The following is a 25,292-nucleotide window of genomic DNA, read 5'->3' as shown; positions in this document are numbered from 1 at the left end:
GATCAGGGCGGCCGCTGCGCGGCAGCGACGCCCTGTGTGAAAGCGTGTGAACGCGGATGAAAGATCAGTTGCAGGATACGTAGCAGGGGTGGCAATACAGGCGGCGTTGGCGTTATACGCGCGCCGCTTTTGCTTTGGGCTTGAGGCTCGCAGACCACTTCATTGCGGGCAGTTCGACCAGCCGGTAGAACACGTAAGCAACGGGAATGGCGACCAGCATGAAGGCGAACGATGGCCAGATCTCGACCTGAAAGGCTGACCGGAACAGCAGCGACGATAGCAGGACGAAGATCGGCAGGTGGATCAGGTAAAGCGAGAAACTGAAGTCGCCGACGCGTGAAAGCAGGCGGACGGCCGACCCAGGCCCACGCGTGTTACTGCCGTCACCGCGTTGGTCCAGCGCCTTGTAGAGATAGCAGGCGAAACCAGCGGCCCATAGCTGGAATGCGGCGTATTGGCCGAAGTGGAAGGCAATGCAGCCGAGCGCCATGAAGACAAACGCGATCAGATACAACCACGGCGACGCGGCGCGCGAATCGGGCGTCGTGCGAACCCTGGCTTCCGCGATCCAGGCGCCGATCGTCCACGAGAGCCAGTACGAGGTGAAGAACTGGATCTCATGCCGTTCGAGCGCGAATGCGGACGCGACGTTGATGAGCGCAATCATGGCGAGCACCGGTGTCATGCCGAACCGGCGGCGCAACGCGAACAGCAGTGGATAGATCGCGTAGAACTGCACCTCGATCGACAGCGTCCAGAGTGCGCCATTCGATCCATAGGTTTTGCCTGCCACGCCTTGCAGGGAAAACAGGTTGACGAGGAAGGCGCGCGGACCGATGTCGAGCAGCTTGTGATTGACGGGCGGCAGCTGATGGCTGGCCCAGTCGAGTGCGAAGGTCAGCAAGAGCGCCGCGAGCAGGACCGGGTAAATGCGCGCGAAGCGCCGTGCCCAGAAATTGACTGTGTCGAGGCGGTAAGCTGGATTCGCGGCGAGTCGCTGTGCCGCGCTGCGGTGAATGCAATAGCCGCTGATGACAAAGAAAACCGGCACGCCTGCCGAGCCCCAGGCGACAGGAAACGTCAGATACGAGACGATCGTATTCAGATCCAGCGCGCGGCCTGCTGTCTGATGAAAGTTCTGCATGCCGACCCATGTCACCTGGCGGCAGTGGAAGTAGGCGACGAGCAGGGCTGCAAGGCCCCGCAACGCATCGATGATGTGTTCCTTGGGAACGCTCTGCGCGCGCGAGACGCCGCGCGGCGCTGCAGGGAAGGGCAGGGAGGAGGCGGAAGCATCCAGTGCGGGGTCGCTCATGCGGAGTCCTTGTCCATGCGGATGAATAAGCTTATAGGCGCGCTCGCCCAAGCGAGCCTGGGTTCGCCTGGCTATCGTAATGCAAGGAACCGCTCAAAAAATGATAAAAAATATATATCGAGGGGTAATAAAAAAGACCGCTTGATGAATCGCTGAATATTAAAAAAATATGCCCTGAACGGGATCGGTAGATTGGATTATTTACCGTTTTTTTTATGCTAGTTTAACGCTCATATCACCAGAACCAAAAGGTACAGCCATGAATATGCACCTGCTCGCGGGTATCGCCGTGCTGCTGATTCTCGTCGGGATTTCCGCCTATCGCGAAGCGCTGCGCAACGAGCCGATCAGCCGTTTCAGGATGAACGGGGGCGACAAGCTGCCGCCGATGGATGACACGGAATAACGGCTCATCGACGATTGCCCGGTGCAATGTCGGGCATTTCGGGCATTGCATCCGGAAATTCCTGCCGGATGACGAATGGCCTGGCGTAATTGTTTCCACTCATATTTCATATCGCGACAAATCTGATCGCCGCAATTGCGGATTGTCGATTTAATTGCAGTTTATGCGTTCAGCTGAATAATTTTAAGCTAGTCTTTTAAAAAGACGCGGAGCCGCCGCGTGTCGCACATCGTGCCGGCGCTCGCTCAGTCATCAACAGAGGTGGGAACCCATACCATGCTGAAAGTCACCAAAGCCGTGTTTCCCGTGGCAGGCCTCGGCACGCGTTTTTTTGCCGGCCACCAAGGCCAGCCCGAAGGAAATGCTGCCTATCGTCGACAAGCCGCTCATTCAGTATGCGGTTGAAGAAGCCATCGAGGCTGGCATCACGGAGATGATCTTCGTCACCGGGCGCAGCAAGCGCGCGATCGAAGATCACTTTGACAAGTCCTACGAAATCGAAGCTGAACTCGAAGCGCGCGGCAAGGAGCAGTTGCTCGATCTCGTACGCAACATCAAGCCGAGTCATGTCGACTGCTTCTACGTTCGCCAGGCGACCGCGCTGGGGCTGGGCCATGCGGTGCTGTGCGCGGAAAAACTGGTTGGCGAGAGTCCGTTTGCCGTGATTCTTGCCGATGACCTGCTGCACAGCACGCAGCCGGTCATGAAGCAACTCGTGAACGTGTTCAATCACTATCACAGCTCGGTGGTCGGCGTCGAAACCATCGCGCGCGAAGATAGCCGCTCGTACGGCGTCGTCGACGGCCGCGAGTGGGAAGAGGACGTGATCAAACTGTCAGGCATCGTCGAGAAACCCGCGCCCGAGCAGGCGCCGTCGAATCTCGGCGTGGTCGGACGCTACGTGCTGATGCCGACGGTTTTCAAGCACATTCGCGCACTCAAGCCGGGTGCCGGCGGCGAGTTGCAGTTGACGGACGCATTGCAGTCGCTGCTGACGGAAGAGCAGGTGCTCGCGTACCGCTATTTCGGCACGCGTTTCGATTGCGGCAGCAAGCTCGGCTATCTGAAGGCAACGGTCGAATTCGCGCTGCGCCATCCGGAAGTCCGGGCTGATTTCGAGGAATACCTGCAGAACTATCTGCCGGTGGTGCTCACCGCACAGGCCGCCTGAAAAGTCGCTCAACCGCCGGACGGAAGCAACCGCACACGGCTGTTGCGCCGGACGCGTCGCGCGTGCTTCAGCCTGCATTCCGGCGCGCGCGGGCGAGCAGGTTGCACACGTCGTCGTGGGTGGTTTCGCTGAAATCCGCGTAGAACTGACCCACGCTGAAGAACATGCGTGGCGTCAGCGCGCAGACGAAGTCATCGACGGCATCGCCCAGCCGCGCATCCGCGCCGGCAGGAGCGACCGGCAATGCCGCGATGATTTTTGCCGGCGCACGAGCGCGCAATGCCCGCGCGGCGGCCAGCAGCGTCGCCCCGGTCGCCATGCCGTCGTCGATGACGATCACGATACGTCCGGTCAGGTCCACAGGCGGCCGGGCCTGGCGGTACATCTGCTCCCGCTCGGCGAGTTCGAGCCTGGCCTCTTCCAGCACCCGCTCGAACTCGATCGGCGTGACGCCCGCGTCGTCGATCAGCAGGCGGTCGACGTACTGCGCGCCGCCCGAGGCGATCGCGCCCATCGCGAGTTCGGGTTGAATCGGCAAACCCAGCTTGCGCACCACCAGCACGTCGAGTTGCGCGCCGAGCGCGTCTGCGACCTCGAAGGCGACTGGCACGCCGCCGCGCGGCAACCCGAGCACGACGACGTCGCTGCGATTCGCCCAGGCGCCTAACTGACGCGCGAGCACGCGGCCGGCTTCCGCGCGATCGATGAAAGCACGCTCCATGATCGGCCCCATCACGGTTGATCCGGCTAGTCTGCCACGATCTGCGGAGATGGGCGTTGTCAGCCGGATATCATTCTGGGAGCCCACCTGGCCATTCGGCATAGAGGTACCGCGGCCCTACTTCATGTATCGTTGTCAGGACTGTCGTTTCACGTGCCGTCCTGCTTCCTGTCGGCGTAAACCCCAGTGTGCCAGAGGGCTGGTCTTGCCGTTGTCGGGATAGGGAGCGCAGATATGATCCGTCAAGACGCCGCAGGTTTCATCATGGACACCGAACCGGAAAGCGTCCGATATGGCTCGGGTCTGGCCGCCGAAGTGCTGGCCTCCGAGCAGAGCGTTTTGCGGCTGATCACGCGCAATACGCCATTGCCGGAATTGCTGGTGGAAGTCTGCAACCGCGCCGAGGCGCTGCTGGGCGATGGCGCGTCCTGCACGATCCTGCTGCTCGATGCCGACGGCCAGCACGTCAGGGTGGGCGCGGCGCCGTCGTTGCCCGCGCAGTACAGCGCGGCAATCGACGGGGCCGCAATCGGCCCGAGGGTCGGGTCGTGCGGCACCGCAATGTACGAGCGGCGGATGGTGGTCGTCGAGGACATCGAGACGGATACGCTATGGGCTGATTTCAAGCATCTCGCGCTGCCGGTGGGGCTGCGGGCGTGCTGGTCGATTCCGTTTCAGGACGACGCGGGCGCAGTGCTGGGTGCATTTGCGGTTTACTATCGCGCGCCGCGCCGGCCAGGCGAGGAAGAAGAAGCCATCCTGCGCGACATTGGCCGCAGCGTCGGGCTCGCGGTACATCAGGACAGGATCGCCCGGCGTCTTGCGCAAAGCGAAGAGCATCACCGGCTCGTGGTCGATCACCTGAACGAAGGGATTGTCGTGCAATCGCGCTCGGGCATCGTGCTGGCGTGCAATCCGAGTGCGCACCGGATGCTGTGTGCCAAAACCGGCCTCGTCGGCCGCGACATCTATTCGGTGGTGGTCCGCGCGTTGCGGGAGGACGGCACCACGATCCCGGACGGCGAACGCCCGACCCGCCGAGTGCTGGCGAGCGGCAAGCCACTGCTTGGCCTCACGCTGGGTCTGGAACTCGTCGATGGCAACGTCATCTGGATCACCGGGAACGTTGTGCCCATCATCAAGCCGGGCGAGACGGAAGCCAGTTCGGTGCTGATCTCGTTCAACGATATCGGACCGGTGCGCGAGGCACAGCAGCAACTCAGGTACCTGGCAACGCGCGATTCTCTCACTGGCCTCTATAACCGGACGTATCTCGGCGACCGGATGCGTGAGCTGTTCGATCCGCGGGACGGCTCTGCGCCGCCCCGGCGCGTCGCCGTTCTGTTTGTCGATCTCGACGGTTTCAAGAAGGTCAACGACACAGCCGGTCACGATGCGGGCGATGCGCTGCTGCGCAGCGTCGCCTACCGGCTGGCGCGCTGTGTAGACGTAGAGGACACGCTGGCGCGCGTCGGCGGCGACGAATTTGTGATCGTCGTCAACGAATACGAGGATACAGGCTGCCTCGCGGCACTCGCGCGGCAGGTGCTCGATGCAATCGCCCAGCCGTTTGAAGTGGCGAACAACGAGTATTACCTGGGGGTGTCGATCGGGATCAGCGTGTCGCCTGAAGATGGACACGACGCCACCACGCTGATGCGCAACGCCGATTCGGCGATGTATCACGCCAAGCAGCGTGGTCGCAATAACTTCCAGTTCTTCACCGCGCAACTCAACCAGCGCCTGCAACGCCGCTTTGCGATCGAGCAGTCTCTGCGGCGTGCGCTGACCTCGGACGAACTCAGTCTCGCCTACCAGCCGGTCGTCGAAAGCCGGTGCGGTAAAACGATCGGCGCCGAGGCGCTTCTGCGCTGGACCAACAGCGAACTCGGCCAGGTGTCGCCGGCGGAATTCATTCCGGTCGCGGAGGACACGGGGCTCATCGTCGCGATCGGCCACTGGGTGCTCGAACGGGCGTGCGGGCAGGCAGCCGAATGGCGAAGGACGATTGCGCCGGACCTCGTCATCGCCGTCAATCTGTCGCCGCGCCAGTTCAACGATGGGCTGGTCGAGCGCGTCCAGTACTGTCTTGGCCGTACCGGGCTCGATCCCGGCGCACTGGAACTGGAGATTACCGAAGGGCTTCTGATGCGCGACAGCGAAACCGTACTGCCGATGCTAAGGGCGCTGACTGGCATGGGCGTGCAGATTTCCGTCGACGATTTCGGCACGGGCTATTCGTCGCTGTCGTATCTGAAGCGCTTTCCGCTGCATAACCTGAAGGTCGACCGGTCGTTTGTCGCCGGCTTGCCGGACCACCGCGACTCGGTTGCGATCACGCAGGCGGTGGTCGCGATGGCGCATTCGCTCGGCATGAACGTGACGGCCGAGGGGGTCGAGACACCGGCGCAGGCGTCCTTCCTGCGCTCGATCGGCTGCGACAAGCAGCAGGGTTATCTGTTCAGCCGGCCCGTGGAAGCGATGGTGTACGCGCGCCGCCTGCTGGAGCCGTATGCCGAGCCGGGCGTCGAGGTGTAGCGGTATGGCGTCGAGGCATGGTGTCAGTCGGGCTTAGACCGGTAAAAGTATCAACTTGCGCGTGAAGCGCCCATTCGGCTCCGTCCGGGTTCGTGGAACGACACATTGTTGATAGAACGAATCGAGCGCGGCTGGCTGCCTGAAAAGGACATGCGCTGATGTTCGTGGGCCGCTGCACGCTTTAGCGAAGTGCCGCCGCCACCGCCTCGTCAATCTGCAGCGCGAAGCGCGCTTCAACATCGGGCACCGTGTAGCCAATGGACAGTTCCAGATACGCGTCGCCTAGCACCAACTGAACGAATGTCGCTGCCCGCAATGCAGCAGTCGATTCGTCAAATCGCTTTCGCAGAATTTTTGCGGCGAAGACGCGCACGACCTTCGCACCATTTTCGTAAAACACCTGGCCGAGTTCCGGAAGACGCTCGGCCTCAGCAACGATGGCCCGGTAAAGCCGCAGATAATCCGGCTCGATAAGGATTCGTGCCAACACCCATCCCAGCTCGCGCAACTCAACTTCGGGTGAGCCATCGGATTGCTCGTCCTGAGCACTGGCAAGAAGTTCACCCACCTGAGCGCACATCGAACTCACCAGACCGACAAAGAGCGCCTCCTTCGACTTGAAGTGGCGGTAGACCGTCTGTTTGCCGACGCCAGCGGCCGCGGCGACATCGTCCATCGTTGCCAGGCCGAAACCCTGCCTCAAAAAAATGGCTTTTGCGCCGTCGAAGATCGCGAACCGCTTACGGCGTTGCAGCGGGCTCAGGTCGGGGAGAAAGAGCGTGTTCATAGCAGATAAATAACAGATCGCCAGGCAGTTGACAAGACTAACCAGTCTCGTTTAGATTGGTCAAAACGAGACCGAGAAGTCTCGTTCGTGTGACTTATCGACTCCGCAGGCAATTCATCGAGGAAAACGTTATGGAACTGTTCATTACAGGTGGTACGGGCTACATCGGGCAAGCAGTCGCGCGCAAGGCAATTAGCCGCGGCCACCAGGTGACGGCGCTGGTGCGCGAAGACAGGTCGGCGGCAGCAAGTGCGCTGGCACGTCTCGGCGTGAAACTGCATGGCGGCGACTTGCGTGAGCCACAGTCTTTCGCTGCGACTGCCGGTGCCGCCAATGGCGTGGTGCACATGGCGTCGACCAACGATGCTTCCGCCGCCGCTGCTGACGAGGCCGCGACTGAGGCGATGCTTTCGCATTTGCGGCCGGGCGCGGCGTTTGTCTATACGTCGGGCACCTGGGTCTACGGCGATACGGAGGGCGAGCCCGCGACTGAAGCGACGGCACTGAACCCAACACCACTCGTCGCCTGGCGGCCCGCAGTGGAGCAACACGTGCAGGCGCTGGCAGCACGCCGCTCGATTGCCGCGGTGATCCTCCGGCCGGCGATGGTGCACGGCTACGGCGGCGGCGTCTTCGGCATGCTTGCCGGCATGGTCTGCCAGACCGGCAGGGTGAGAGTCGTCGGCGATGGTCGCAACCACTGGCCTGCCGTGCATGTCGATGATCTCGCCACGGCTTATCTGAGCGCGGTGGAGCGCGCGGCAAGCGGGGACGATCGAGTCACCGGACAGATTTTCAACGTGGTCGCTGAAGATGCCGTTGCCGTTGTCGACATAGGCGAAGCGATTCGAGCCTCGGTCGGCGCCGACCGCGTCGAATTCTGGCCGCTCGACGATGCCCGCAAATCGCTCGGGCCATTTGCTGACGCACTGGCGCTCGACCAGACAGTAAGCGGACAGAATGCCCGGCGAATTCTTGCGTGGGAACCCCACGGCCCCGGCTTGATTGCGGACCTCTCTGTACAGAAGCACTTTCAGCAAAGCAACGGAGCATGACGATGGCGTTAAACACTGCATCTTTCGAATCGATTCTCGCGACGATCGTAGCGGTTCTGTTCGCGGTTGCTGGGGTGGTCAATCTCGCAGGACGCGGCGCGGTGAAGCGCGACTTCGCGCGCTGGGGTTACCCAGCATGGTTTCAGTTGCTCTGTGGCGCTCTCGAGCTGTTCAGTGCGGCACTTCTTCTTGGACAACAAACCAGAGTCTTGGGCCTAACGCTGGCCGGTGCGATCATGATCGGCGCGCTTTTCACGTTGCTACGAAATCGGGAGCCTTTCCGGCATCTCGTCCCGGCGCTGATCTTCTCGGCGCTCATTGTGGTTACGGTGGCAGTCCGAGCTTGAAGCTTCCTTGCCACCAGGCGAGTGCGCCCTGGACGCCAAGCCTGGAACCCACATTGCCCTTGGCGAAGGTCTGTTGTTGATAGCGCCGACCGTCCCTTGTGGGTCGGATACGGAAGTTCGGCTTCCGGCCGAAGCCAGTGATGTTCAAACTGACCGTGTACTTCTGGGCTCGGCCAGAAATGGTCGTTCGGCACCGGCTCGAAGATCGTAGGCAATTCGAGAAGTCGCCCCCTTGCTAACCACTGCCCATTGCAGTGAAGTTGAGACTTATACTTCCCGCAGTAAGCGCACTCATTGAGCACGTGCTTCGTGGAGTCTCGAAGTCGTCAAGACGGGCAGCCCCGGGTTTATTCCACGACGCACGCGATAGATGAACGTAAGCGGTATCCGGAGGCACTCCATGCAGGACGAGAAAATACGTGAAGCCCTGAATGCGCACTGGCAAGCGTCGGCGGCCGGCGATCTCGACGCAGAACACGATATTTACGATGATGATGCCATCTGTGACTATCCCCAGTCAGGTGAACGAATCCTCGGGAGAATGAATTTGCAGGCACTGCGGAGCCATCATCCAGGCAAGCCAGCGGGTTTCGATGTCAGGCGAATTCAAGGAGACGGCAATCTATGGATCACGGAATACGCCATCACCTATAACGGGCGACCGGCCTATACCGTCAGCATTATGGAGTTCTGCAACGGCAAGGTCGTTCACGAGACCCAGTATTTTTCGGATCCCTTTGAAGCGCCGGGTTGGCGGAGTCAATGGGTTCAGCAGATCGCGTGACAACGCATTGCGGCGAGATAAGCTCAATCGCTTGATCGTCGCCTCGCTGGAATCTGGCTTCCTCGAATGAAGCGCCAGTTGGGAGGGCTGGGGAAGAGGGATGGAATCCAGCCACGATGCACAGCGCTTCCGGGTGCGTCGCTGCAGCGCAGCGGGCTGCGCAACATCGCCTGATCGCAATTTCCGGTTCCTTCAGAGCACGAATACCTCGTCAGCGGAACCGACCCGCAGGCACAGTGCCTTTTCCGTCCACATTTTCTAAAATGATTAATGAAAGCAGCGGAATCGGGTCGCGTCTAAAGAAGGTCGCGATGGAACGTCACATGCACTTGCACCACTTCATTCGCCGCGTGCCCGACTGGCGTGCAGCCGTAATCGCCGGCTGCGCAGCGGGAGCGGTCTTTCTGGTGCTCGAATTTCTTGGGATGTGGTTTGCCGGGCAGAGCCCCTGGGGGGCGCCTCGAATGATCGCGGCGATTGCGGTGGGGCGCGGTGTGCTAGCGCAGCCCGCCACGTTCGACGTGGGCATCGTGCTGGTGGCGCTGGTCGTTCACTTCCTGCTTTCGATCATCTTCGCGCTCATTCTGGCGGTGATCATCGCGCCGTTCAGCTTCGATTCGAGCATGGGGATGGCCTCGCTGGCGGGCGCGGTTTTTGGCGCCACCGTGTATCTCATCAACTTCTATGGCATGAGCCACGTGTTCCCATGGATTGAGGACGCCCGCAGTTGGGTGAGCTTCATGTCTCATATCGTGTTTGGCCTCGTTGCCGCCGATACGTACCTGCGGCTGGAAAGGAAGGAGTAGGCGAGCAGCGGCGGAACAGGCGCAATCAGTTGACGCTTTCTCTCCAGGCTGCGGCAAGCGAGGACATATGCGCTCTACGTCGGCAGCGCGATATCAGCCATGCCGGAACAGATCGCGCGCCAGCGAGCAAAAGAGGGTGGTCGTGGGCGATTCGTCCTGCAGGCGGCGGCTCATGATGATCGGCGAGGACACGTTCGCGTCCAGAACTGGCCGGTACACCACGCCATGCGCGCGCAGGCCTTCGACGCTCTCCGGCACGAGGGACACACCGACCTGCGCTGCGACGAGCCCGAGTGCCGTCTGCAGTTCGCGCACTTCGTGAACCGCCTTCGGTTCCAGCGCGTGGTCACGCAGCGCGGACAGTTGCTGGTCCGCGTAGCTTGGCCGTGGCGCGCTCGGGTAGACGATCAGCGTTTCACGTGCAATGTCGGCAAGCGTCAGCGTGTCTGTGCCGGCGGCGAGCGGGTGGCCCTGCGGTAACGCGGCAATCATCCGCTCGTCGACGAGCACCTCGCGCGACAGCTGTGCATCGTCGAAACGCAACCGTCCAAAGCCCACGTCAATGCGGCCGCCTTTTAGCGCACCCAACTGCTCGATCGTGAACATCTCAATCAACGACAGTTCGATCTGCGGCGCCGCCTCGCGAAACGCGCGAATGACGGCAGGCAACGCCCCATACAGCGTCGACGGCACGAAGCCGATCACGATGCGCTCGGCCAGTTGCGCGAGACGGCGTGTGAGCGGCGCGAGTTCGTCCGCTTCCTCGATGAGCCGCCTCGCCTGCGTATAGAAGATGCGGCCCGCCTCGGTCAGCCGCAGCGGACGCGAGCCGCGTTCGAACAGCGGCAGGCCGACGTCTTCCTCAATCTGCTGGATCTGGCGGCTGAGCGGCGGCTGAGTCATATGCAACCGGTCCGCGGCACGCGTGATGTTCATTTCTTCGGCGACGGCGATGAAATAACGGAGTTGGCGCAATTCCATGCATACCCCTAAGGTATGAAAGTAGTCGTAATGGGTGTTGGACTGCTACGCGGGTTTGTTTCTAACATGTGCAGCATCAGGAGGGAAACGCATGATAGCAACACCCGTCAAGATCGAAACCGTGGAGACGATCCTCGTCGATGTTCCGACGATCCGTCCGCACCGGCTGTCGGTCGCCACCATGAACTGCCAGACGCTCGTGCTGGTGCGCATCCGCTCCGCCGACGGCAGCATCGGCGTCGGCGAAGGCACGACGATCGGCGGTCTCGCGTACGGCGAAGAAAGCCCGGAAAGCATCAAGGTCAATCTCGACACCTACTTCGCGCCGTTGCTCAAAGGTATGGACGCGACACGTCCAGGCGCTGCGATGGCGAAGCTGCGCAAACTGTTTCAGGGCAACCGCTTTGCAAAATGCGCAGTCGAAACGGCGCTGTTCGATGCGCAGGCGCGGCGGCTAAACGTGCCGCTGTCGGAATTGTTGGGCGGGCGCGTGCGCGAAAGCGTCGACGTGGCATGGACGCTCGCGAGCGGCGACACGAAGCGCGATATCGACGAAGCGGAGCGCGTGCTCGAGGCGCGGCGCCATCGCGTGTTCAAGCTGAAGATCGGTTCGCAGGCGGTAGCTGACGACGTCGCGCATGTCGTTGCGATCAGTAAAGCGCTGGACGGGCGTGGCGAAGTGCGCGTCGACGTCAATCAGGCATGGAGTGAACCGGAAGCGATCTGGGCCGCCTCGCGTTTCGCCGAAGCGGGCGTTGCGCTGATCGAACAGCCGATCGCCGCCGGGAACCGCGCGGGGTTAAAGCGTCTGACCGACATCGCCCGCGTGCCCATCATGGCCGACGAAGCGCTGCACGGTCCGGCCGATGCCTTTGCGGTCGCCAGCACGCGCGGCGCCGATGTATTCGCCGTCAAGATCGCCCAGTCGGGCGGGCTCACCGGCGCCGCGAACGTCGCCGCGATTGCCCTCGCGGCGAACATCGACCTGTACGGCGGCACGATGCTCGAAGGCGCGGTCGGCACGATGGCGTCGGCGCAACTCTTCAGTACGTTCGGCGAGCTGAAGTGGGGCACCGAACTCTTCGGGCCGTTGCTGCTGACCGAAGAAATTCTCACCGAGCCGCTGCGCTACGAGAATTTCGCGCTGCATCTTCCGCAAGGCCCAGGGCTTGGCATCACGCTCGACTGGGAAAAAATCGACCGTCTGCGCCGCGATACGCGGCAGGGGGCGAGCGTCACCGTGAGATGAACGCGTGAGCGATAACCGCTACAGCCACGACAAACATTCAATCAAAGGAGATACCCCATGAACAGGCAAGCCATCGACGCGCTGCTGCAAAAGATCAACGACAGTGCCACCAGCGAAGGCAATCCGCGCACGAAGGAGATCGTCAACCGGATCGTTCGCGATCTGTTCCATACGATCGAAGACCTCGACGTGCAGCCGGATGAATTCTGGACCGCGCTCAACTATCTCGGCGAGGCGGGCCAGAGCGGTGAGTTGGGACTGCTCGCAGCAGGCCTTGGCTTCGAGCATTTTCTCGATCTGCGTCTTGACGAAGCCGAAGCGAAAGCCGGCATCGAAGGCGGCACACCGCGCACGATCGAAGGGCCGCTGTATGTAGCCGGCGCGCCCCTGTCCGAGGGCCACGCACGTCTCGACGACGGCACGGATCCCGGCGAAACGCTGGTGATGCGCGGCCGTGTGCTGGGTGAAGATGGCAAGCCGCTCGCTGGCGCGCTGGTTGAAGTGTGGCACGCGAATCATCTCGGCAACTACTCGTACTTCGACAAATCGCAGCCCGCGTTCAACCTGCGCCGCTCGATCCGCGCCGATGCAAACGGCAACTACAGCTTCCGCAGCGTGGTGCCGGTCGGCTACAGCGTGCCGCCCGCAGGCAAGACTCAGCAACTGCTAGATCAACTCGGGCGTCATGGCCATCGTCCTGCGCATATTCATTTCTTCGTGTCGGCGCCGGGCTTCCGCAAGCTCACAACGCAGATCAACATCGAAGGCGATCCGTACCTGTGGGACGACTTCGCTTTCGCGACGCGCGACGGTCTCGTGCCGCCCGTGAAGAAAGCGGAAGGCGCCCAAGGCAAGCCGTATGGCGTCGACGGCAACTTCGCCATGATCGATTTCGATTTCACGCTGTTCAGGGAGCGTGCCAATCTGCCTGGCGCTGAAGTCGAGCGCGTGCGGGCAGAAGCCTGAACGGCATGGATGGAACGTGTAGTCGACCCCGTCACGCAGCGTGCCGCGCCGACGGGGTCTTTTACTGTTTGAGGAGCAAGCAATGCTGTTTCACGTTGAAATGACGGTCAACCTGCCACACGACATGGATCCTGAGCACGCAGCGCGTCTGAAGGCCGACGAGAAGGCGATGTCGCAGAGGCTGCAGAAGGAAGGGGTATGGCGTCATCTGTGGCGGATCGCCGGACACTACGCCAATATCAGCGTGTTCGATGTCGATAGCCCGGCGCACCTGCACGATGTGCTGAGCCAGCTGCCGCTTTTCCCGTACATGGATCTCCAGGTGCGGGCGTTGTGCCGGCATGCATCGTCGATTCGTGACGACGATCGCTGACTGAGCCGCTAATCCATTCGCCGACTGCGGCAGGGTAGCTAGCCGCAGCGGCACAGGCAGCACCTTTGCCGCTAAATCGACTGAGTTGGCGGCATCCTTCCTTACGCGTGCTCAGGTCTTGACATTGCACGACGGCGTGTTGCATTTCACAAAGGCGAAGTGCCTGAACGTGGCCGCCGTGGCTATCGACTCTCGCGAGGCGCCTCGGCGCAGCCGTCACGGTCAATGCCAAATCCACCGATCCTGCCAACGAGTATCTAGCTCGAGAGCCAGAGCGACTGGCGGCAATCTGCCGCGCTACGCGCGCCGGGCGAGAAAAATGGGGGCATGAAACACTTTTCGCGTCCGTCACGCCAAACGCTCCTCACTGGTGGCAATCCGCGGCGGACGACAGATTCAGCAGACCATTCATTGCCAGCGGGTCGCCTCACATTCACCCTTCGCGCCGCCGCGCCGTGCGTGCGCGGCCATCCGACGTTAGCTAACCGCCCTCAGATCGCGCGGCGGAAAACTGGAAGAGGCTCCACACGGGCGGGTCGCGCTCGCCGTGCACCAGCCGGATTGTGTAAGGAAGCGCTTCATGTATCGAGGGTCAGCCGCGTTTCGCGGTTGTCTACAAGGACCAGGCGTTTTGGAGTAGAGCCTCGACTTGCGTCATCTCACCACGTACTGCGGAGGCTCAAGCTTTCTATATTGAAAGGAGTGGGGTGTGTATACCCCCGTCAACTGAGATCCGTCGTGAAAGTCAGCGTTCAATATTGCCCGGTGTGCCAGAGAAGGTCGCCGCACACCCTTGAGCCCGTTTCGCAGGCCGTCTTTACGGTCCTGTTTTGCCTGATGGTCTGGCCGGGCCTCCTTTACCTTTGGTACGCCGCTCGCCGCGCCGACCGCACTGCCCGCTGCATGGTCGACCACGATTCGCTGCAGGCCGCGCGCGAGTACGACAGCGTCCGTGAGCTGGTCAAGGCGATCAGGACCGTCAACCGCCGGATTGACGCGTCTCCCAGCACGCCGACTTCACAAACCATCGTTAAGGAGTAGAAACCCATGAGTGATGCACACATCGAGTTGCTGCTCGCCATTGCCAGGGAAGACCTTGGCATCGAAACGTTCGAGCTGACGGGGAAGCCCAGCGCCGATTTCCGCATCGTTAGCGTTGACGACATTTACCGCGCTCTTGAAGCGGCCTATGACGCCGGTCTGGTGGTCGGGCATAGTGTCACCCGTGGCCTGCCGGCAGGCGCTGACGCCATGAGACATGCGATGGAAGAGTGCGACGCTGGCGGACAGTAAAACACGACGTCGCCGGATACCAGTGAAGTCAAGGCTCGTGATCTTCACGTGCAACACACATTCGGTATCCTGACTGTGTTGTACGTCGAACCATGAAACGTCCGTATCTACCTGAAAGTTCGTTTCAGGCCTGAACGCTGGCGACGTTTATCTGCCGCAAAGGCAGACGATACAGACTGCCGGTCGGCTGCCGGACCGCTTCGCCGATCACCAGGAAGCCGCGCCCACGGTCCGGGGCAACCCTGGCGGGCCTCACAGGTTGGGTCGCACAGTGACATGAGTCTAAAGCCCCATTGCCAGCCGCGGCCGTGCTGACAATGGTTTGCGGCGGGTGTATTTTCTTACTCTCTTGCCGGAGCCTTCCATCATCGAAGCGGCGTTGTGCCTGTGCGCCGACCGGCCAATCGCACCAGGAGATCGACCATGCACCGCTTGTCAGGAAAAGTCGCCATTGTGACCGGCGCCAGCGCGGGAATCGGACGGGCGACCGCGAAGCTGTTCGCCACGGAAGGCGCCAGGGTGGTGGTCGCTGCGCGCCGTGAGGTCGAACTCGAAACGCTGGTGGGCGAGATTGTCGGGGAGGGCGGAGAGGCCGCGTTTCTGGCTGGCGACGTGCGCTCGGAAGACTTCGCGAAAGCAGTCGTCGCTCTGGCCGTCAGCCGTTTCGGCCGTCTGGACATTGCCTTTAACAATGCCGGCACGCTGGGTGAAATGGGGCCGTCAACCGAGGTCTCCGCAGCAGGCTGGTCGGACGCGCTGGCGACCAACCTGACGAGTGCATTTCTGGGCGCGAAGCACCAGATTCCGGAGATGGTGAAGCAGGGCGGCGGATCAATCATCTTCACGTCGACGTTTGTCGGGTACACGTTCGCATTTCCTGGAACGGCGGCGTACGCGGCGAGTAAATCCGGGCTGATCGGCCTGACTCAGGCGCTCGCGGCCGAATACGGGCCACAGAACATACGCGTGAACGCAGTGTTGCCCGGCGCCGTGGATACGCAGATGTATCGCGATATGAACAATACGGCCGAGTCGCAGGCATTCATCACGAACCTGCATGCGCTCAAGCGCGTGGCCAAACCGGAAGAACTGGCCCGTTCAGTGCTTTACCTCGCGTCCGACGATTCATCGTTTGTGACTGGCACTGCTTCGCTGATCGACGGCGGGGCTTCGATTTCCCGCACCTGATTCGCTGGGCGTTAGCGCCCGATGTTCATGCGGCGAGGTGGCTGTCGGAAGTCGGTCGGTCGAACCTGCATATACCGGCAAGCCGTCCGGTGTGTCGGACGAGTGCCCAGGATAGACAGCCTTGCGCCGTCACACAGACCCGGCAAAGGAGGGCGACACCCGATCACCCTCCCGTTCGAAGTCAGTGTTGCACCGGTTAGACGCTAGCCAGCGAGCTTCGACGCAAGTTCGGCAACGTGTTTGCCCTGGTACCGCGCGATATCCAGTTCATTCGCCGAGGGTTGCCGTTTGCCGTCGGCGCCTGCCAGCGTGGTTGCCCCGTAGGGTGATCCCCCCGTGATCTCGACCATGTTGGTGAGACCGGCGCATGCATACGGCACGCCCACGATGACCATGCCTTGATGCAGCAGTGTGCTGTGAAACGAGGTGATGGTGGTTTCCTGGCCGCCGTGCTGGGTACCGGTCGATGCGAACACGCTCCCTATCTTTCCGATGAGCGCGCCTTTCATCCAGAGTCCTCCGGTCTGGTCGAGGAAGGTGCGCATCTGACCGGCCATATTGCCGAAGCGCGTTGGCGTCCCGAAGATGATGGCATCGTAACTGGCGAGTTCGTTCGGTGTCGCCACAGGCGCTTTCTGGTCGAGTTTGACTCCGTAGGCTGCGGCCTGGTCCGCCGGAATCGTCTCCGCGACACGTTTGATCGTCACCTCGGTGCCGGCGACCGATCGTGCGCCTTCGGCCACCGCTTCAGCCATCGTTTCGATATGACCGTACATCGAGTAGTAAAGCACGAGTACTTTTGCCATGATTTCTCCGGGGTTGAGGAGTGTGCGATTGATTGAGATTACGGTTTGATGTCACCTCTGGCCGAGAATGACGGAGACAGCCGAAACGCCTGCTTCGACATGCTTGCTGCGGCCGATGTCAGGTGGCCATGCGAGTGCCTCGGCGGCCCGGATGTAAAGATAGCATCGGTTCGCCCTGCAATCCGTTGCTCAGCGGCCGAACGCAAGCGAAGTGCTCGAGATGGACGGCGTTCAGCAACCGGCATGCGTACGGAGTCCTCGAAACGGCGCCGATATGCCGATGATTTGGCATGCCCTAAACTGTTAACGTCGGTATCGTCCGAGGAGATGTCCATCATGGCAGTCGACGTCGAGGATCCCAAATGCAAGCTCGGCGAGAAGGCGACATATGTCACCATCAACGGCGTCGAGTATGCGAACGTGCGCGCTGCCGCCTGGTTCGACCAGACCGGGTCCGGGAACGCTGCTACGCCGCGTGGCAAATTGCTGTCGATTCCGCTGCGGGACGTAATGAAGGGTAGTAGAAAATTTTGCGGTGTGAAGACGGTCAAGCTCGCGCTCAACCCTGACCATCCGGCCTGTCACGCAGCGGTGCACAGAGCGACTTACTACCCGGCAGATCACGTAACGTTCACGGCCGTCTCCAGGAAGAAGCCGCGCCCGGGCAGTTCGGCGCAAAGCAAAACCGGTCGTGTCGGGCGCGGCAAGGTCGGCGTGGGCGGCATGCGTACCAGGTCGCACACCTGATGGTGCGCGGGTCGAGTCACAACTTCCAGATTCGGGGCCTGGCCTGGCGGGACGGGTTCCGCTTTTCTTTGGTCGGCTTTGCCTTGTCCTTCCGCCAGTTCAGGAAACTAGTCACCGCAGCCGCAATGAACGCGACGAGAGTGGAGGTCGACGACGCAATGAGTGTCTTTTCCCCAGTATTCAGCGAAGGCGTTGTTGGTGTGGGGAGGCGGACGAGAACGGGATTGCCGGGGCACTTCCCAACGAGGCTTGTGATACGTTTTTCGGCTGCACGACAGTGACTTTTGGCAACTGGTTTGCCGACATGTAACGTACGAAAAGGGTGGCTGTTATGCAAAAAAAACCCACAAACAGGCCGAGAAATAGCCGGCAAAACAGCCCGAGCGCGGTGGAGTTTTTCACGTATGCCTTCGTCTTCGTCGGCAGTTGTCGCACTCTTATATTGCGCCAGAATCTCGCGGAATTGCGGAATTGGCATCCCTGGCGTTGAACGATTGTGACTGGAGGGCGGAAGACGCCCAGGTCAGTGCTGAGGCGCACTCGCTGGGGTGATCGCCCTTTTCGGGGTGTCGTTGATTGGTGCTGACGGGCAGGTCGTCGGCCATTCCCGTCATTCGCGACCGGTCAAATTTGTCGGTCGCGAATGGAGTCGGTCCCTCAAATGTGGAGGGCTTCGATGTTTAATTTGACATAAGATAAATTATCGAGCTTTCAGCCCGGCGAACTAAAGTTGCGACATTTTTCACGCTAATCAGTGAATTTGACACTTTGCAGGAGTGTTGCAACTTATTTCTCGAGCATTCACGTAGCTTGAGTCCGTGAACGTAAATTTCTAACCACTTTTCCTGAAACAAGGCCGATTTCCCGCTTTTGGTGCAAATTTACCTTGAGGATGTAAATTAGGTGGAGAAGCGCTTCACACGTCCCAGCTTGGTGTTTTATGTCGCTAGCAAAATGCGACTCAGGCGGCCGGAATCGCTCAGGCGAGCTACGATTGATTGAAGTGCGCGGAGACAATGTATGTGCGCTCGACGAGATTGCACACTGAACACATGCTTTGACTGCTTTAACGCATCGAGTACATACTTTTGCGCCGGTCCCAAGATTGCGCGCGCTTAGCACGCACTTTGTCGCTAAAGCTCGCGTCCGTGGTGTGAACGTGGACCGGCTTTCGGCGGAAAATTGGTGGTTTGCCCGAGCGGACGTATCTCTCAACATCCGCGCATCACTGTCGGGAAAATTGAAAACGGAGACATGCTCCGCAGCCCATTCAAGCGGGACAAGATCGTTTCTATCCATGCGCCCTTCGCGCTCAATCCTTCAGCATTTCGGTGCCTCCCTCGGGCCGGTGAAGGTGTCCGGCTTTTCATCCCGTCGGGGATAGACGGAGGCTTAGCAAGTTTGTACCTGTTCGTTACCGTTGGACGTTTGAGTGCATTCACAGAAACTGTTATGAAAACTCGACAGAAATCGTTTAGAAATGCCGTCAACGCCGTTTCTAAATGGTTTGCGTCAAAAAATGCACCCGCAGATGGTCTTGTGGCATTTCTAAGGGATTTACGTTAAGTCTCGTGTCCGGCTTGCCGCCCTCGACAATTTCGATCACGATGCGTGATCACACGTGATCTCAGGTACGACGCACTACGCAATTTCATTTCCCGACGGCGTCGGTGCCAGCCCATGAAAACCCCGGTACCGCGCGAGGTCTGCCATCAGCGCGGCGCTCACCGGCACCTCCTCTTCGGTGTCGCCCTTCCCGACCACGTGCAGCCACCGTTTGCCGCGCCGCTGATAGAAGTCCGCAACCTTCGCATGCGCAGCTTCCGAGACCCGCAGCACCGTGTGGTACAGCAGGCGGATCAGCCAGCGGCTGCGCTCGTAGAACGCTTCCACGCAATCTGTATCAGATATTCCACGTAATTCGCGTAGGAATTGGTTACCCGATATTCGACCGGAATTTCGCGGATATTTCCGCTGTCCGGCATGCAATTGTGACGCTGATTGCGTGGCCATGCACGTGAGCGAACCGAAAGTTGAAACTTTTTTGGTGATCTGAAGGAAGCCTGAGATTGCCGATTCCCACCAAAGAAACCTTGCCTGGGAGTCGTCAACTCGGGCACAACCCACGGCCGGTTTCGTCACCGTCGGATCATCGTTGCCCGCGAACGTCAACTTTGTAACGACTTTGCTCACTCGTGAATAGCATCCCGCCGCGGTTTGTGGCCGCCCTCGGCAAATACGATCACGATTTTCCGGCAACCGTGAACACAGCGTCGTTCTGAGTGCGGCTTTCGTCAGCGTGTCACCATCTTTGCCGTGCGGTCGCCAACCTTTGAACAGAACTGGCCGTCAAATGAACAGCCCGGACCTTAAGGTGAACACATTTCCCTGCGTTGGTGAGCAATTGAACAAGATTGCCGTGCCGCCGCCATCGTGTAACCACTAGTGCACGGCTGTCGATCGGCAGTCTCCGCCAATTAACCGCAATTGCACCATGGAATCGTCCGATGCTGTCCGTGACGTCGGCATGCTGCGAGCATCGTAGGACGACTCGAAGGTAGCATCTTCGGCCGTAAAAAGCACCTCGCGCGTCCGGCTTTCGCAAACCGACGATCTTTTTCGTCGTGGATATATGAAATCGCGCAAATGGTCTAATTTTTCACACGCGAACTTGCGTTGGTTGCAGATTTGATGGGTACAGTCACGCCGTTCGCCGGGTTCCACAGCCTGATGGTGTTGTCGCGGAGCTGCCATTCTATTGTGAAAATGGACAGGCTTGGGGCCCAACAATCAATGGTTCGACAGATCAATTCGCGTCCATTAGATTTTCGCCTAGATGGACAGTTTTCTTGCCGTCTGTCCATTTCATTCCGCATGTCACGAGCGGAATGACAATCGTCGACGGGACACCGGACGCTCACGTCAATTGATCGAGCGGCTCAGGCGATACCATGCGCAACCGTCGGACCGAAGTTCCATCTCAGCTTCGCCGCGGTGCAACAGGTAGTTCAGGTGTGCGATGCTCTCGCCGGTGGCCATGCCGAGCGAGCCCGGCTCCGCCGAGCTGATCGGACGTGAGAAAAGCTGCGGGAATACATCCACTGCGCGCTTCGGCTGAACCAGAGCCTGTCTTAGCCGGTCGAGCGTCGCATGGTGGCTTCGTCTCAAATAGTCAAGGCGCTCGTGAAGTCCCCTGAACGGCTCGTTGTGTGCGGGCAGCACGAGGACGTCGTCGGGGATCATTTGCTGCAGTTTGTCGAGGGATGCTAACCAGTCCTCCATCGGGTTGGCGTCCGGTTCGGTCGGGAAGACCGAGACATTGGATGAGATCCGCGGCAATACCTGGTCGCCGGAGATCAATAGTTTCGATTCGGCGCAGTAGAAGCATGCATGTTCCGGCGAGTGCCCATTGCCAGTTACAACACGCCAGGAATGCTCACCAATGTTCAGGGTCTCGCCGTCGCTAAGCCGACGGAAGCTATCCGGAAACGCGTGCACGAACTTGCCAAAGCCGCCGAATCGCATCCTGTAGAGCTCGATCGCGTCGTCGTCCCAGCCCGCCTGCCGGTAGAAGCGCACGCCGTCGTCCGGTGCGGCTCGTCCGGTACCGGCGGCCAAGACCCGGCACATCAGATATTCCATGCGGGTCATCCAAAGCCGGCAGTCGAACTTCCGCGTGAGCCACCCTGCCATGCCGATATGGTCAGGGTGCATGTGCGTGGCGAAGACGCGCGTCAGTCTGCCTTGCGCCAAAGCACCGCCGTCGGCAAACAGTTGGTGCCAAGCCGCTGCCGTGTCGCTGGTTTGCAGGCCGGTGTCGACGACTGCCCATCCGTTGCCGTCACGCAATGCCCATAGATTGATGTGGTTGAGCGCGAGCGGCATCGGCATGCGCAACCACAGCACGCCCGGCGCAATTTCGCTGACCGTCCCGGCTGCGGGCGCTTCGCCACAAGGGTAGTGAAGAACGGGCTTATCGTCTCGAGGAGGAATGAGAGTCTCGTCACTCATGGAATCGGACCGATTCGTTTTGCGCGAGCAACCTAGGCAGCCAAGTTCAGCGAGACGCCCGACAAGCCAAAGCACCACAGCGTTGGTGTCTTGAGGATCCACGGATCGGACGGTCGATCTGGTGCTCGGCGACTTTGGTTGCCTCGGCTGCACCGCGCGCGGGTTCGTGTTCTACATCTCTATTGTTGCCGCTCCTGATCAAAGCAGCGCCTTCAGCAGGCGGCCCATTTCAGACGGGTTCTTGGTGGTCTTGATGCCGCACTCTTCCATGATGTCGAGCTTCGCTTGCGCGGTGTCGGCACCGCCCGAGATCAGCGCGCCGGCGTGGCCCATGCGCTTGCCCGGAGGCGCGGTGACACCAGCGATGAAGCCGACCACCGGCTTCTTCATGTTGTCCTTGATCCAGTAAGCCGCGTTGGCTTCGTCCGGACCGCCGATCTCACCGATCATGACCACGGCGTCCGTATCCGGATCGTCGTTGAACATCTTCATGATGTCGATGTGCTTCAGGCCGTTGATCGGGTCGCCGCCGATACCGACTGCCGACGACTGGCCGAGGCCCAGTGCCGTCAGCTGGCCGACTGCTTCATACGTCAGCGTGCCCGAGCGCGACACGACGCCGATGCGGCCCTTGCGGTGGATGTGACCCGGCATGATGCCGATCTTCAGTTCGTCCGGCGTGATCGTGCCCGGGCAGTTCGGTCCGAGCAGCAGCGTCTTGCGGTTTTCACGGCGTATGCGATCGCGCACTTCGATCATGTCGCGAACGGGGATGCCTTCGGTGATGCAGATCGCCAGGTCGAGGTCGGCTTCGACCGCTTCCCAGATCGCCGCAGCCGCGCCTGCCGGCGGCACGTAAATGACCGAGACGGTCGCGCCGGTTTCGGCCTTCGCTTCCTTTACGCTTGCGTAGATGGGAATGCCTTCGAAATCCTCGCCGGCCTTCTTCGGATTCACGCCCGCGACATAGGCTTCACGGCCGTTAGCGTATTCGCGGCATGCGCGCGTATGGAACTGGCCGGTCTTGCCGGTGATGCCCTGCGTGATGACCTTCGTGTCTTTGTTGATCAGAATCGACATGTATTGACCTCTGTTCGTTTGGCGTCGCGTTGCGTTCCCGCCGTGACGTGGCACGGACCGGGACGCCCAAGCGCAGCCATTCGGTATCCTTGATGCGATGCGCCCTTATTTGCCTGCGGCAGCCGCGACGACCTTCTGCGCAGCTTCTTCCATGCTGTCCGCCGAGATGATCGGCAGGCCGGAGTCAGCCAGCATCTTCTTGCCGAGGTCTTCGTTCGTGCCCTTCATGCGCACGACGAGCGGCACTTGCAGATCGACCGCCTTCGAAGCCGCGATCACGCCTTCCGCGATCACGTCGCAACGCATGATGCCGCCGAAGATGTTGACGAGAATCGCCGTCAGGTTCGGGTTCTTCAGCATCAGCTTGAACGCTTCCGTGACCTTCTCGGTCGTCGCGCCACCGCCAACGTCGAGGAAGTTCGCCGGCTCGCCGCCGAACAGGTTGATCGTGTCCATTGTCGCCATCGCCAGACCAGCGCCGTTCACCAGACAGCCAATGTTGCCGTCGAGCGAGATGTACGCGAGGTCGAACTTCGACGCTTCGACTTCAGCCGGATCTTCTTCGTCCAGATCGCGGTAAGCGACGATTTCCGGATGACGGAACAGTGCGTTCGAGTCGAAGTTGAACTTGGCGTCGAGCGCGATGACCTTGCCGTCGCCCGTCAGGATCAGCGGGTTGATTTCGGCCAGCGACGCGTCCGTTTCCCACGTTGCCTTGTACAGGCCTTGCAGGATCGAGCGGGCTTGCGGGATCGAAGCGTCGGGCACGCCGATCTTCTTCGCCAGATCGTCGGCTTCCGCGTCCAGCAGACCCTTCGACGGATCGACGGCGACCTTGTGGATCGCTTCCGGCGTCTTCGCGGCGACTTCTTCGATGTCCATGCCGCCTTCGCTCGAGGCCATCACGACGACCTTTTGCGAGACGCGATCGATCACGAGACCGACATACAGTTCCTTCTTGATGTCAGCGCCTTCTTCGATCAGCAGGCGATTCACCTTCTGGCCTTCCGGACCAGTCTGGTGCGTGACGAGTTGCATGCCGAGGATCTGGTTCGCGTATTCGCGGACCTGTTCCAGCGACTTCGCGACCTTCACGCCGCCACCCTTGCCACGGCCACCCGCGTGGATCTGAGCCTTGACGACCCACACCGGGCCACCGAGCTCTTCAGCGGCCTTGACCGCATCGTCCACCGAGAAGACCGGCTTGCCGCGCGGTACCGCGACTCCGAATTTCCGCAGGATTTCCTTACCCTGGTACTCGTGAATCTTCATGCGTGATTCCCTTCAGTCTGAGAGTTGGATTGAGTTGTTTCGATCGAAAATTGCGAGAGGCGTTGCCCTGTACAAGCCGCAACGGAGGCGAGACAACCGATTGGTGCACCAAGAGCGAACCGCGTGAAGCCGGTGGTCGACAAAGCACCCATCTCGGCGCCAGCCCATTTTCATATGTCTGAGAACGGTAATCGAGATCCTATCGGGACGCCACGCGGATCATTACCTTGCCTTCATTAGCACCGCTGAAAAACAGCTTTAGAGACTCAGCCGCGTGCTCGAGCCCGTCCACCAAGTGCGCACGATGCTTCAGCTTGCCCTCGGTGAACAAATCGAGGAGCACTTCGTCGAACTCGGCGTAACGATGTTGGAATTGGGAAACGACGAATCCTTCCATCCGCGCTTGTTTGATGAGCATGAACGGAAGATTCTTGATTCCGTATGCTTCGCTCTCGGTAGCCAGGTCATACTGCGAGATTGCGCCACAGACCACAATGCGGCAACCAACAGCCATATTTTCTAAGACAGCGTCAAGCGTCGCCCCCCCGACATTGTCGAAGTAAAGATCGATGCCGTCGGGACACTCTCGACGAAGCGCTGCATCGAGTGGCTCAGACTTGTAGTCAATCGCACCATCGAGTCCCAACTCGTCGAGCAACCTGCGGCACTTAGCCTCACCGCCGGCAATGCCGATCACGCGGGCGCCAAATGCCTTGGCTATCTGCGCCGCCAGGGATCCCGTCGCCCCCGCTGCACCCGACACCACCACAGTGTCCGACGGACTGAGCGCGCCCACTTCGAGAAGACCCACCGCGGCCGCACGCCCGATGTGCGAAAAGATTGAAAGGTGCGTTTCCAACGGAACGCCTGGTGGCAGCTCGATTTTCTCAAGCGCGTCAGAACGGGCAACCGAGAATTCTTCCCATCCCCATAGTCCCTGCACGAGGTCTCCTGGGGAGAAGCACCCCGCCCCCGACTGAACGACCTCACCCACGGCCATGCCAACCATCACGCGTCCTACTCCGAGTGCCGAATGGGAAGATGCACGATCGAGCCTGAGCCAATTGCGACTACTCGGGTCTAGGCTCAGCAATAGCGTGCGCACGAGAACCTCTCCGCCCGCCTGACTCGGCCTCTCTCGCTCCTCAAGCTTCAGACAGCTAGGGTCATAGGCGCCTCGCGCCGGCTTGTGGACAATCCACGACTTTTGCTTCATATGTTCTCCATGCACCGCTCGGTTCCGCGATCGCTATTCCGAAATTCTCAACAAATAGGCGAACAAGGACGCCGCCTTATCGCGGTTTAATGGGTATGTCCGACGGGAGACCGCAGACATTCATCGTCGGACCGGAGGCACCGCGTCACGTCCTCGTTCACCCTCGACCGTCTCACATCG

General features: G+C 60.5%; 22 protein-coding genes and 2 pseudogenes. 14 read left to right on the top strand and 10 right to left on the bottom strand.

The annotated features are described in order from the left end of the window. Nucleotides 1–112: 112 nt before the first annotated feature. Complete coding sequence (locus B0G77_RS17190) at nucleotides 113–1,315, bottom strand: acyltransferase (RefSeq protein ID WP_133663185.1); 1,203 nt, start codon at nucleotides 1,313–1,315, stop codon at nucleotides 113–115. A gap of 259 nt (nucleotides 1,316–1,574) precedes the next feature. Between B0G77_RS17190 and B0G77_RS43250 the strand changes: the two genes are divergently transcribed. Both B0G77_RS43250 and galU read left to right on the top strand, forming a co-directional pair. Then, entirely contained in the window at nucleotides 1,575–1,721 is a 147-nt protein-coding gene (locus tag B0G77_RS43250; protein WP_166656172.1) for a hypothetical protein, read from the top strand. Between the two features lie 276 nt (nucleotides 1,722–1,997). Then, nucleotides 1,998–2,892 (top strand): annotated as a pseudogene (gene galU / locus B0G77_RS17185) (UTP--glucose-1-phosphate uridylyltransferase GalU). A gap of 67 nt (nucleotides 2,893–2,959) precedes the next feature. Here galU and B0G77_RS17180 read toward each other — a convergent pair. Beyond that, nucleotides 2,960–3,613, bottom strand: coding sequence for a phosphoribosyltransferase family protein (locus tag B0G77_RS17180; protein ID WP_133663184.1), 654 nt, complete (start codon nucleotides 3,611–3,613; stop codon nucleotides 2,960–2,962). Between the two features lie 264 nt (nucleotides 3,614–3,877). Between B0G77_RS17180 and B0G77_RS17175 the strand changes: the two genes are divergently transcribed. Further along, entirely contained in the window at nucleotides 3,878–6,151 is a 2,274-nt protein-coding gene (locus B0G77_RS17175; protein ID WP_133664186.1) for an EAL domain-containing protein, read from the top strand. A gap of 181 nt (nucleotides 6,152–6,332) precedes the next feature. On the opposite strand, the gene B0G77_RS17170 is transcribed toward B0G77_RS17175, so the two are convergent. Further along, the gene (locus B0G77_RS17170; RefSeq protein WP_133663183.1) at nucleotides 6,333–6,938 is read right to left on the bottom strand and encodes a TetR/AcrR family transcriptional regulator; all 606 of its coding nucleotides are present in this window, start codon (nucleotides 6,936–6,938) and stop codon (nucleotides 6,333–6,335) included. A 131-nt stretch (nucleotides 6,939–7,069) separates the two neighbouring features. On the opposite strand from B0G77_RS17170, the gene B0G77_RS17165 reads away from it, so the two are divergent. The 4 genes from B0G77_RS17165 to B0G77_RS17150 all read left to right on the top strand — a co-directional run bounded on the left by B0G77_RS17165 (nucleotide 7,070) and on the right by B0G77_RS17150 (nucleotide 9,930). Next, the gene (locus B0G77_RS17165) at nucleotides 7,070–7,993 is read left to right on the top strand and encodes an NAD-dependent epimerase/dehydratase family protein (RefSeq protein WP_133663182.1); all 924 of its coding nucleotides are present in this window, start codon (nucleotides 7,070–7,072) and stop codon (nucleotides 7,991–7,993) included. Between the two features lie 2 nt (nucleotides 7,994–7,995). Further along, entirely contained in the window at nucleotides 7,996–8,340 is a 345-nt protein-coding gene (locus B0G77_RS17160; RefSeq protein ID WP_133663181.1) for a DoxX family protein, read from the top strand. 400 nt (nucleotides 8,341–8,740) lie between these two features. Then, the gene (locus B0G77_RS17155; RefSeq protein ID WP_133663180.1) at nucleotides 8,741–9,124 is read left to right on the top strand and encodes a nuclear transport factor 2 family protein; all 384 of its coding nucleotides are present in this window, start codon (nucleotides 8,741–8,743) and stop codon (nucleotides 9,122–9,124) included. 311 nt (nucleotides 9,125–9,435) lie between these two features. Continuing rightward, nucleotides 9,436–9,930: a hypothetical protein gene (locus B0G77_RS17150; RefSeq protein WP_133664185.1), complete on the top strand. Its 495-nt coding sequence runs from the start codon at nucleotides 9,436–9,438 to the stop codon at nucleotides 9,928–9,930. 93 nt (nucleotides 9,931–10,023) lie between these two features. Here B0G77_RS17150 and B0G77_RS17145 read toward each other — a convergent pair whose 3' ends face one another. After that, on the bottom strand, nucleotides 10,024–10,911 hold the full coding sequence (locus B0G77_RS17145; protein WP_133663179.1) for a LysR family transcriptional regulator: 888 nt from the start codon (nucleotides 10,909–10,911) through the stop codon (nucleotides 10,024–10,026). A 91-nt stretch (nucleotides 10,912–11,002) separates the two neighbouring features. Here B0G77_RS17145 and B0G77_RS17140 point away from each other — a divergent pair, with 91 nt between their 5' ends. The 6 genes from B0G77_RS17140 to B0G77_RS17115 all read left to right on the top strand — a co-directional run bounded on the left by B0G77_RS17140 (nucleotide 11,003) and on the right by B0G77_RS17115 (nucleotide 15,980). After that, nucleotides 11,003–12,160 (top strand): muconate/chloromuconate family cycloisomerase, encoded by a 1,158-nt coding sequence (locus tag B0G77_RS17140; RefSeq protein WP_133663178.1) that lies wholly within the window; start codon nucleotides 11,003–11,005, stop codon nucleotides 12,158–12,160. Nucleotides 12,161–12,217: 57 nt separating this feature from the next. Then, nucleotides 12,218–13,126 carry a catechol 1,2-dioxygenase gene (gene catA / locus B0G77_RS17135; protein ID WP_133663177.1) on the top strand — a complete coding sequence of 303 codons (909 nt, stop codon included), beginning with the start codon at nucleotides 12,218–12,220 and terminating at the stop codon, nucleotides 13,124–13,126. A gap of 82 nt (nucleotides 13,127–13,208) precedes the next feature. Further along, the gene (gene catC / locus B0G77_RS17130; protein ID WP_133663176.1) at nucleotides 13,209–13,499 is read left to right on the top strand and encodes a muconolactone Delta-isomerase; all 291 of its coding nucleotides are present in this window, start codon (nucleotides 13,209–13,211) and stop codon (nucleotides 13,497–13,499) included. 738 nt (nucleotides 13,500–14,237) lie between these two features. Beyond that, a complete protein-coding gene (locus B0G77_RS17125) occupies nucleotides 14,238–14,540 on the top strand; it encodes a hypothetical protein (protein WP_133663175.1) in 303 nt (100 codons plus the stop codon). A 6-nt stretch (nucleotides 14,541–14,546) separates the two neighbouring features. Then, nucleotides 14,547–14,792, top strand: coding sequence for a hypothetical protein (locus tag B0G77_RS17120; RefSeq protein ID WP_133663174.1), 246 nt, complete (start codon nucleotides 14,547–14,549; stop codon nucleotides 14,790–14,792). A gap of 423 nt (nucleotides 14,793–15,215) precedes the next feature. Continuing rightward, complete coding sequence (locus B0G77_RS17115) at nucleotides 15,216–15,980, top strand: SDR family oxidoreductase (protein WP_133663173.1); 765 nt, start codon at nucleotides 15,216–15,218, stop codon at nucleotides 15,978–15,980. A gap of 203 nt (nucleotides 15,981–16,183) precedes the next feature. Here the strand turns inward: B0G77_RS17115 and wrbA are convergent, their stop codons facing one another. Then, nucleotides 16,184–16,786 carry an NAD(P)H:quinone oxidoreductase gene (gene wrbA / locus B0G77_RS17110; protein WP_133663172.1) on the bottom strand — a complete coding sequence of 201 codons (603 nt, stop codon included), beginning with the start codon at nucleotides 16,784–16,786 and terminating at the stop codon, nucleotides 16,184–16,186. A 336-nt stretch (nucleotides 16,787–17,122) separates the two neighbouring features. Between wrbA and B0G77_RS17105 the strand changes: the two genes are divergently transcribed. Continuing rightward, complete coding sequence (locus B0G77_RS17105; protein ID WP_133663171.1) at nucleotides 17,123–17,533, top strand: hypothetical protein; 411 nt, start codon at nucleotides 17,123–17,125, stop codon at nucleotides 17,531–17,533. 1,650 nt (nucleotides 17,534–19,183) lie between these two features. On the opposite strand, the pseudogene B0G77_RS17100 reads toward B0G77_RS17105, so the two are convergent. The 5 genes and pseudogenes from B0G77_RS17100 to B0G77_RS17080 form a co-directional block, all read right to left on the bottom strand. Then, nucleotides 19,184–19,414: pseudogene (locus tag B0G77_RS17100) on the bottom strand (tyrosine-type recombinase/integrase); the annotation flags it as partial. A gap of 1,041 nt (nucleotides 19,415–20,455) precedes the next feature. Further along, nucleotides 20,456–21,544 (bottom strand): MBL fold metallo-hydrolase, encoded by a 1,089-nt coding sequence (locus B0G77_RS17095; RefSeq protein WP_133663170.1) that lies wholly within the window; start codon nucleotides 21,542–21,544, stop codon nucleotides 20,456–20,458. Nucleotides 21,545–21,742: 198 nt separating this feature from the next. Further along, the gene (sucD, locus tag B0G77_RS17090) at nucleotides 21,743–22,624 is read right to left on the bottom strand and encodes a succinate--CoA ligase subunit alpha (RefSeq protein WP_133663169.1); all 882 of its coding nucleotides are present in this window, start codon (nucleotides 22,622–22,624) and stop codon (nucleotides 21,743–21,745) included. Between the two features lie 105 nt (nucleotides 22,625–22,729). Next, a complete protein-coding gene (sucC, locus tag B0G77_RS17085) occupies nucleotides 22,730–23,896 on the bottom strand; it encodes an ADP-forming succinate--CoA ligase subunit beta (protein WP_133663168.1) in 1,167 nt (388 codons plus the stop codon). Nucleotides 23,897–24,095: 199 nt separating this feature from the next. Further along, nucleotides 24,096–25,112 carry an NADP-dependent oxidoreductase gene (locus tag B0G77_RS17080; RefSeq protein WP_133663167.1) on the bottom strand — a complete coding sequence of 339 codons (1,017 nt, stop codon included), beginning with the start codon at nucleotides 25,110–25,112 and terminating at the stop codon, nucleotides 24,096–24,098. Between the last annotated feature and the right edge of the window lie 180 nt (nucleotides 25,113–25,292).

The organism is Paraburkholderia sp. BL10I2N1 (assembly GCF_004361815.1).
In the GTDB taxonomy this organism is placed as follows: Bacteria; Pseudomonadota; Gammaproteobacteria; order Burkholderiales; family Burkholderiaceae; genus Paraburkholderia.
This window is presented reverse-complemented; position numbering and strand designations above follow the sequence as displayed.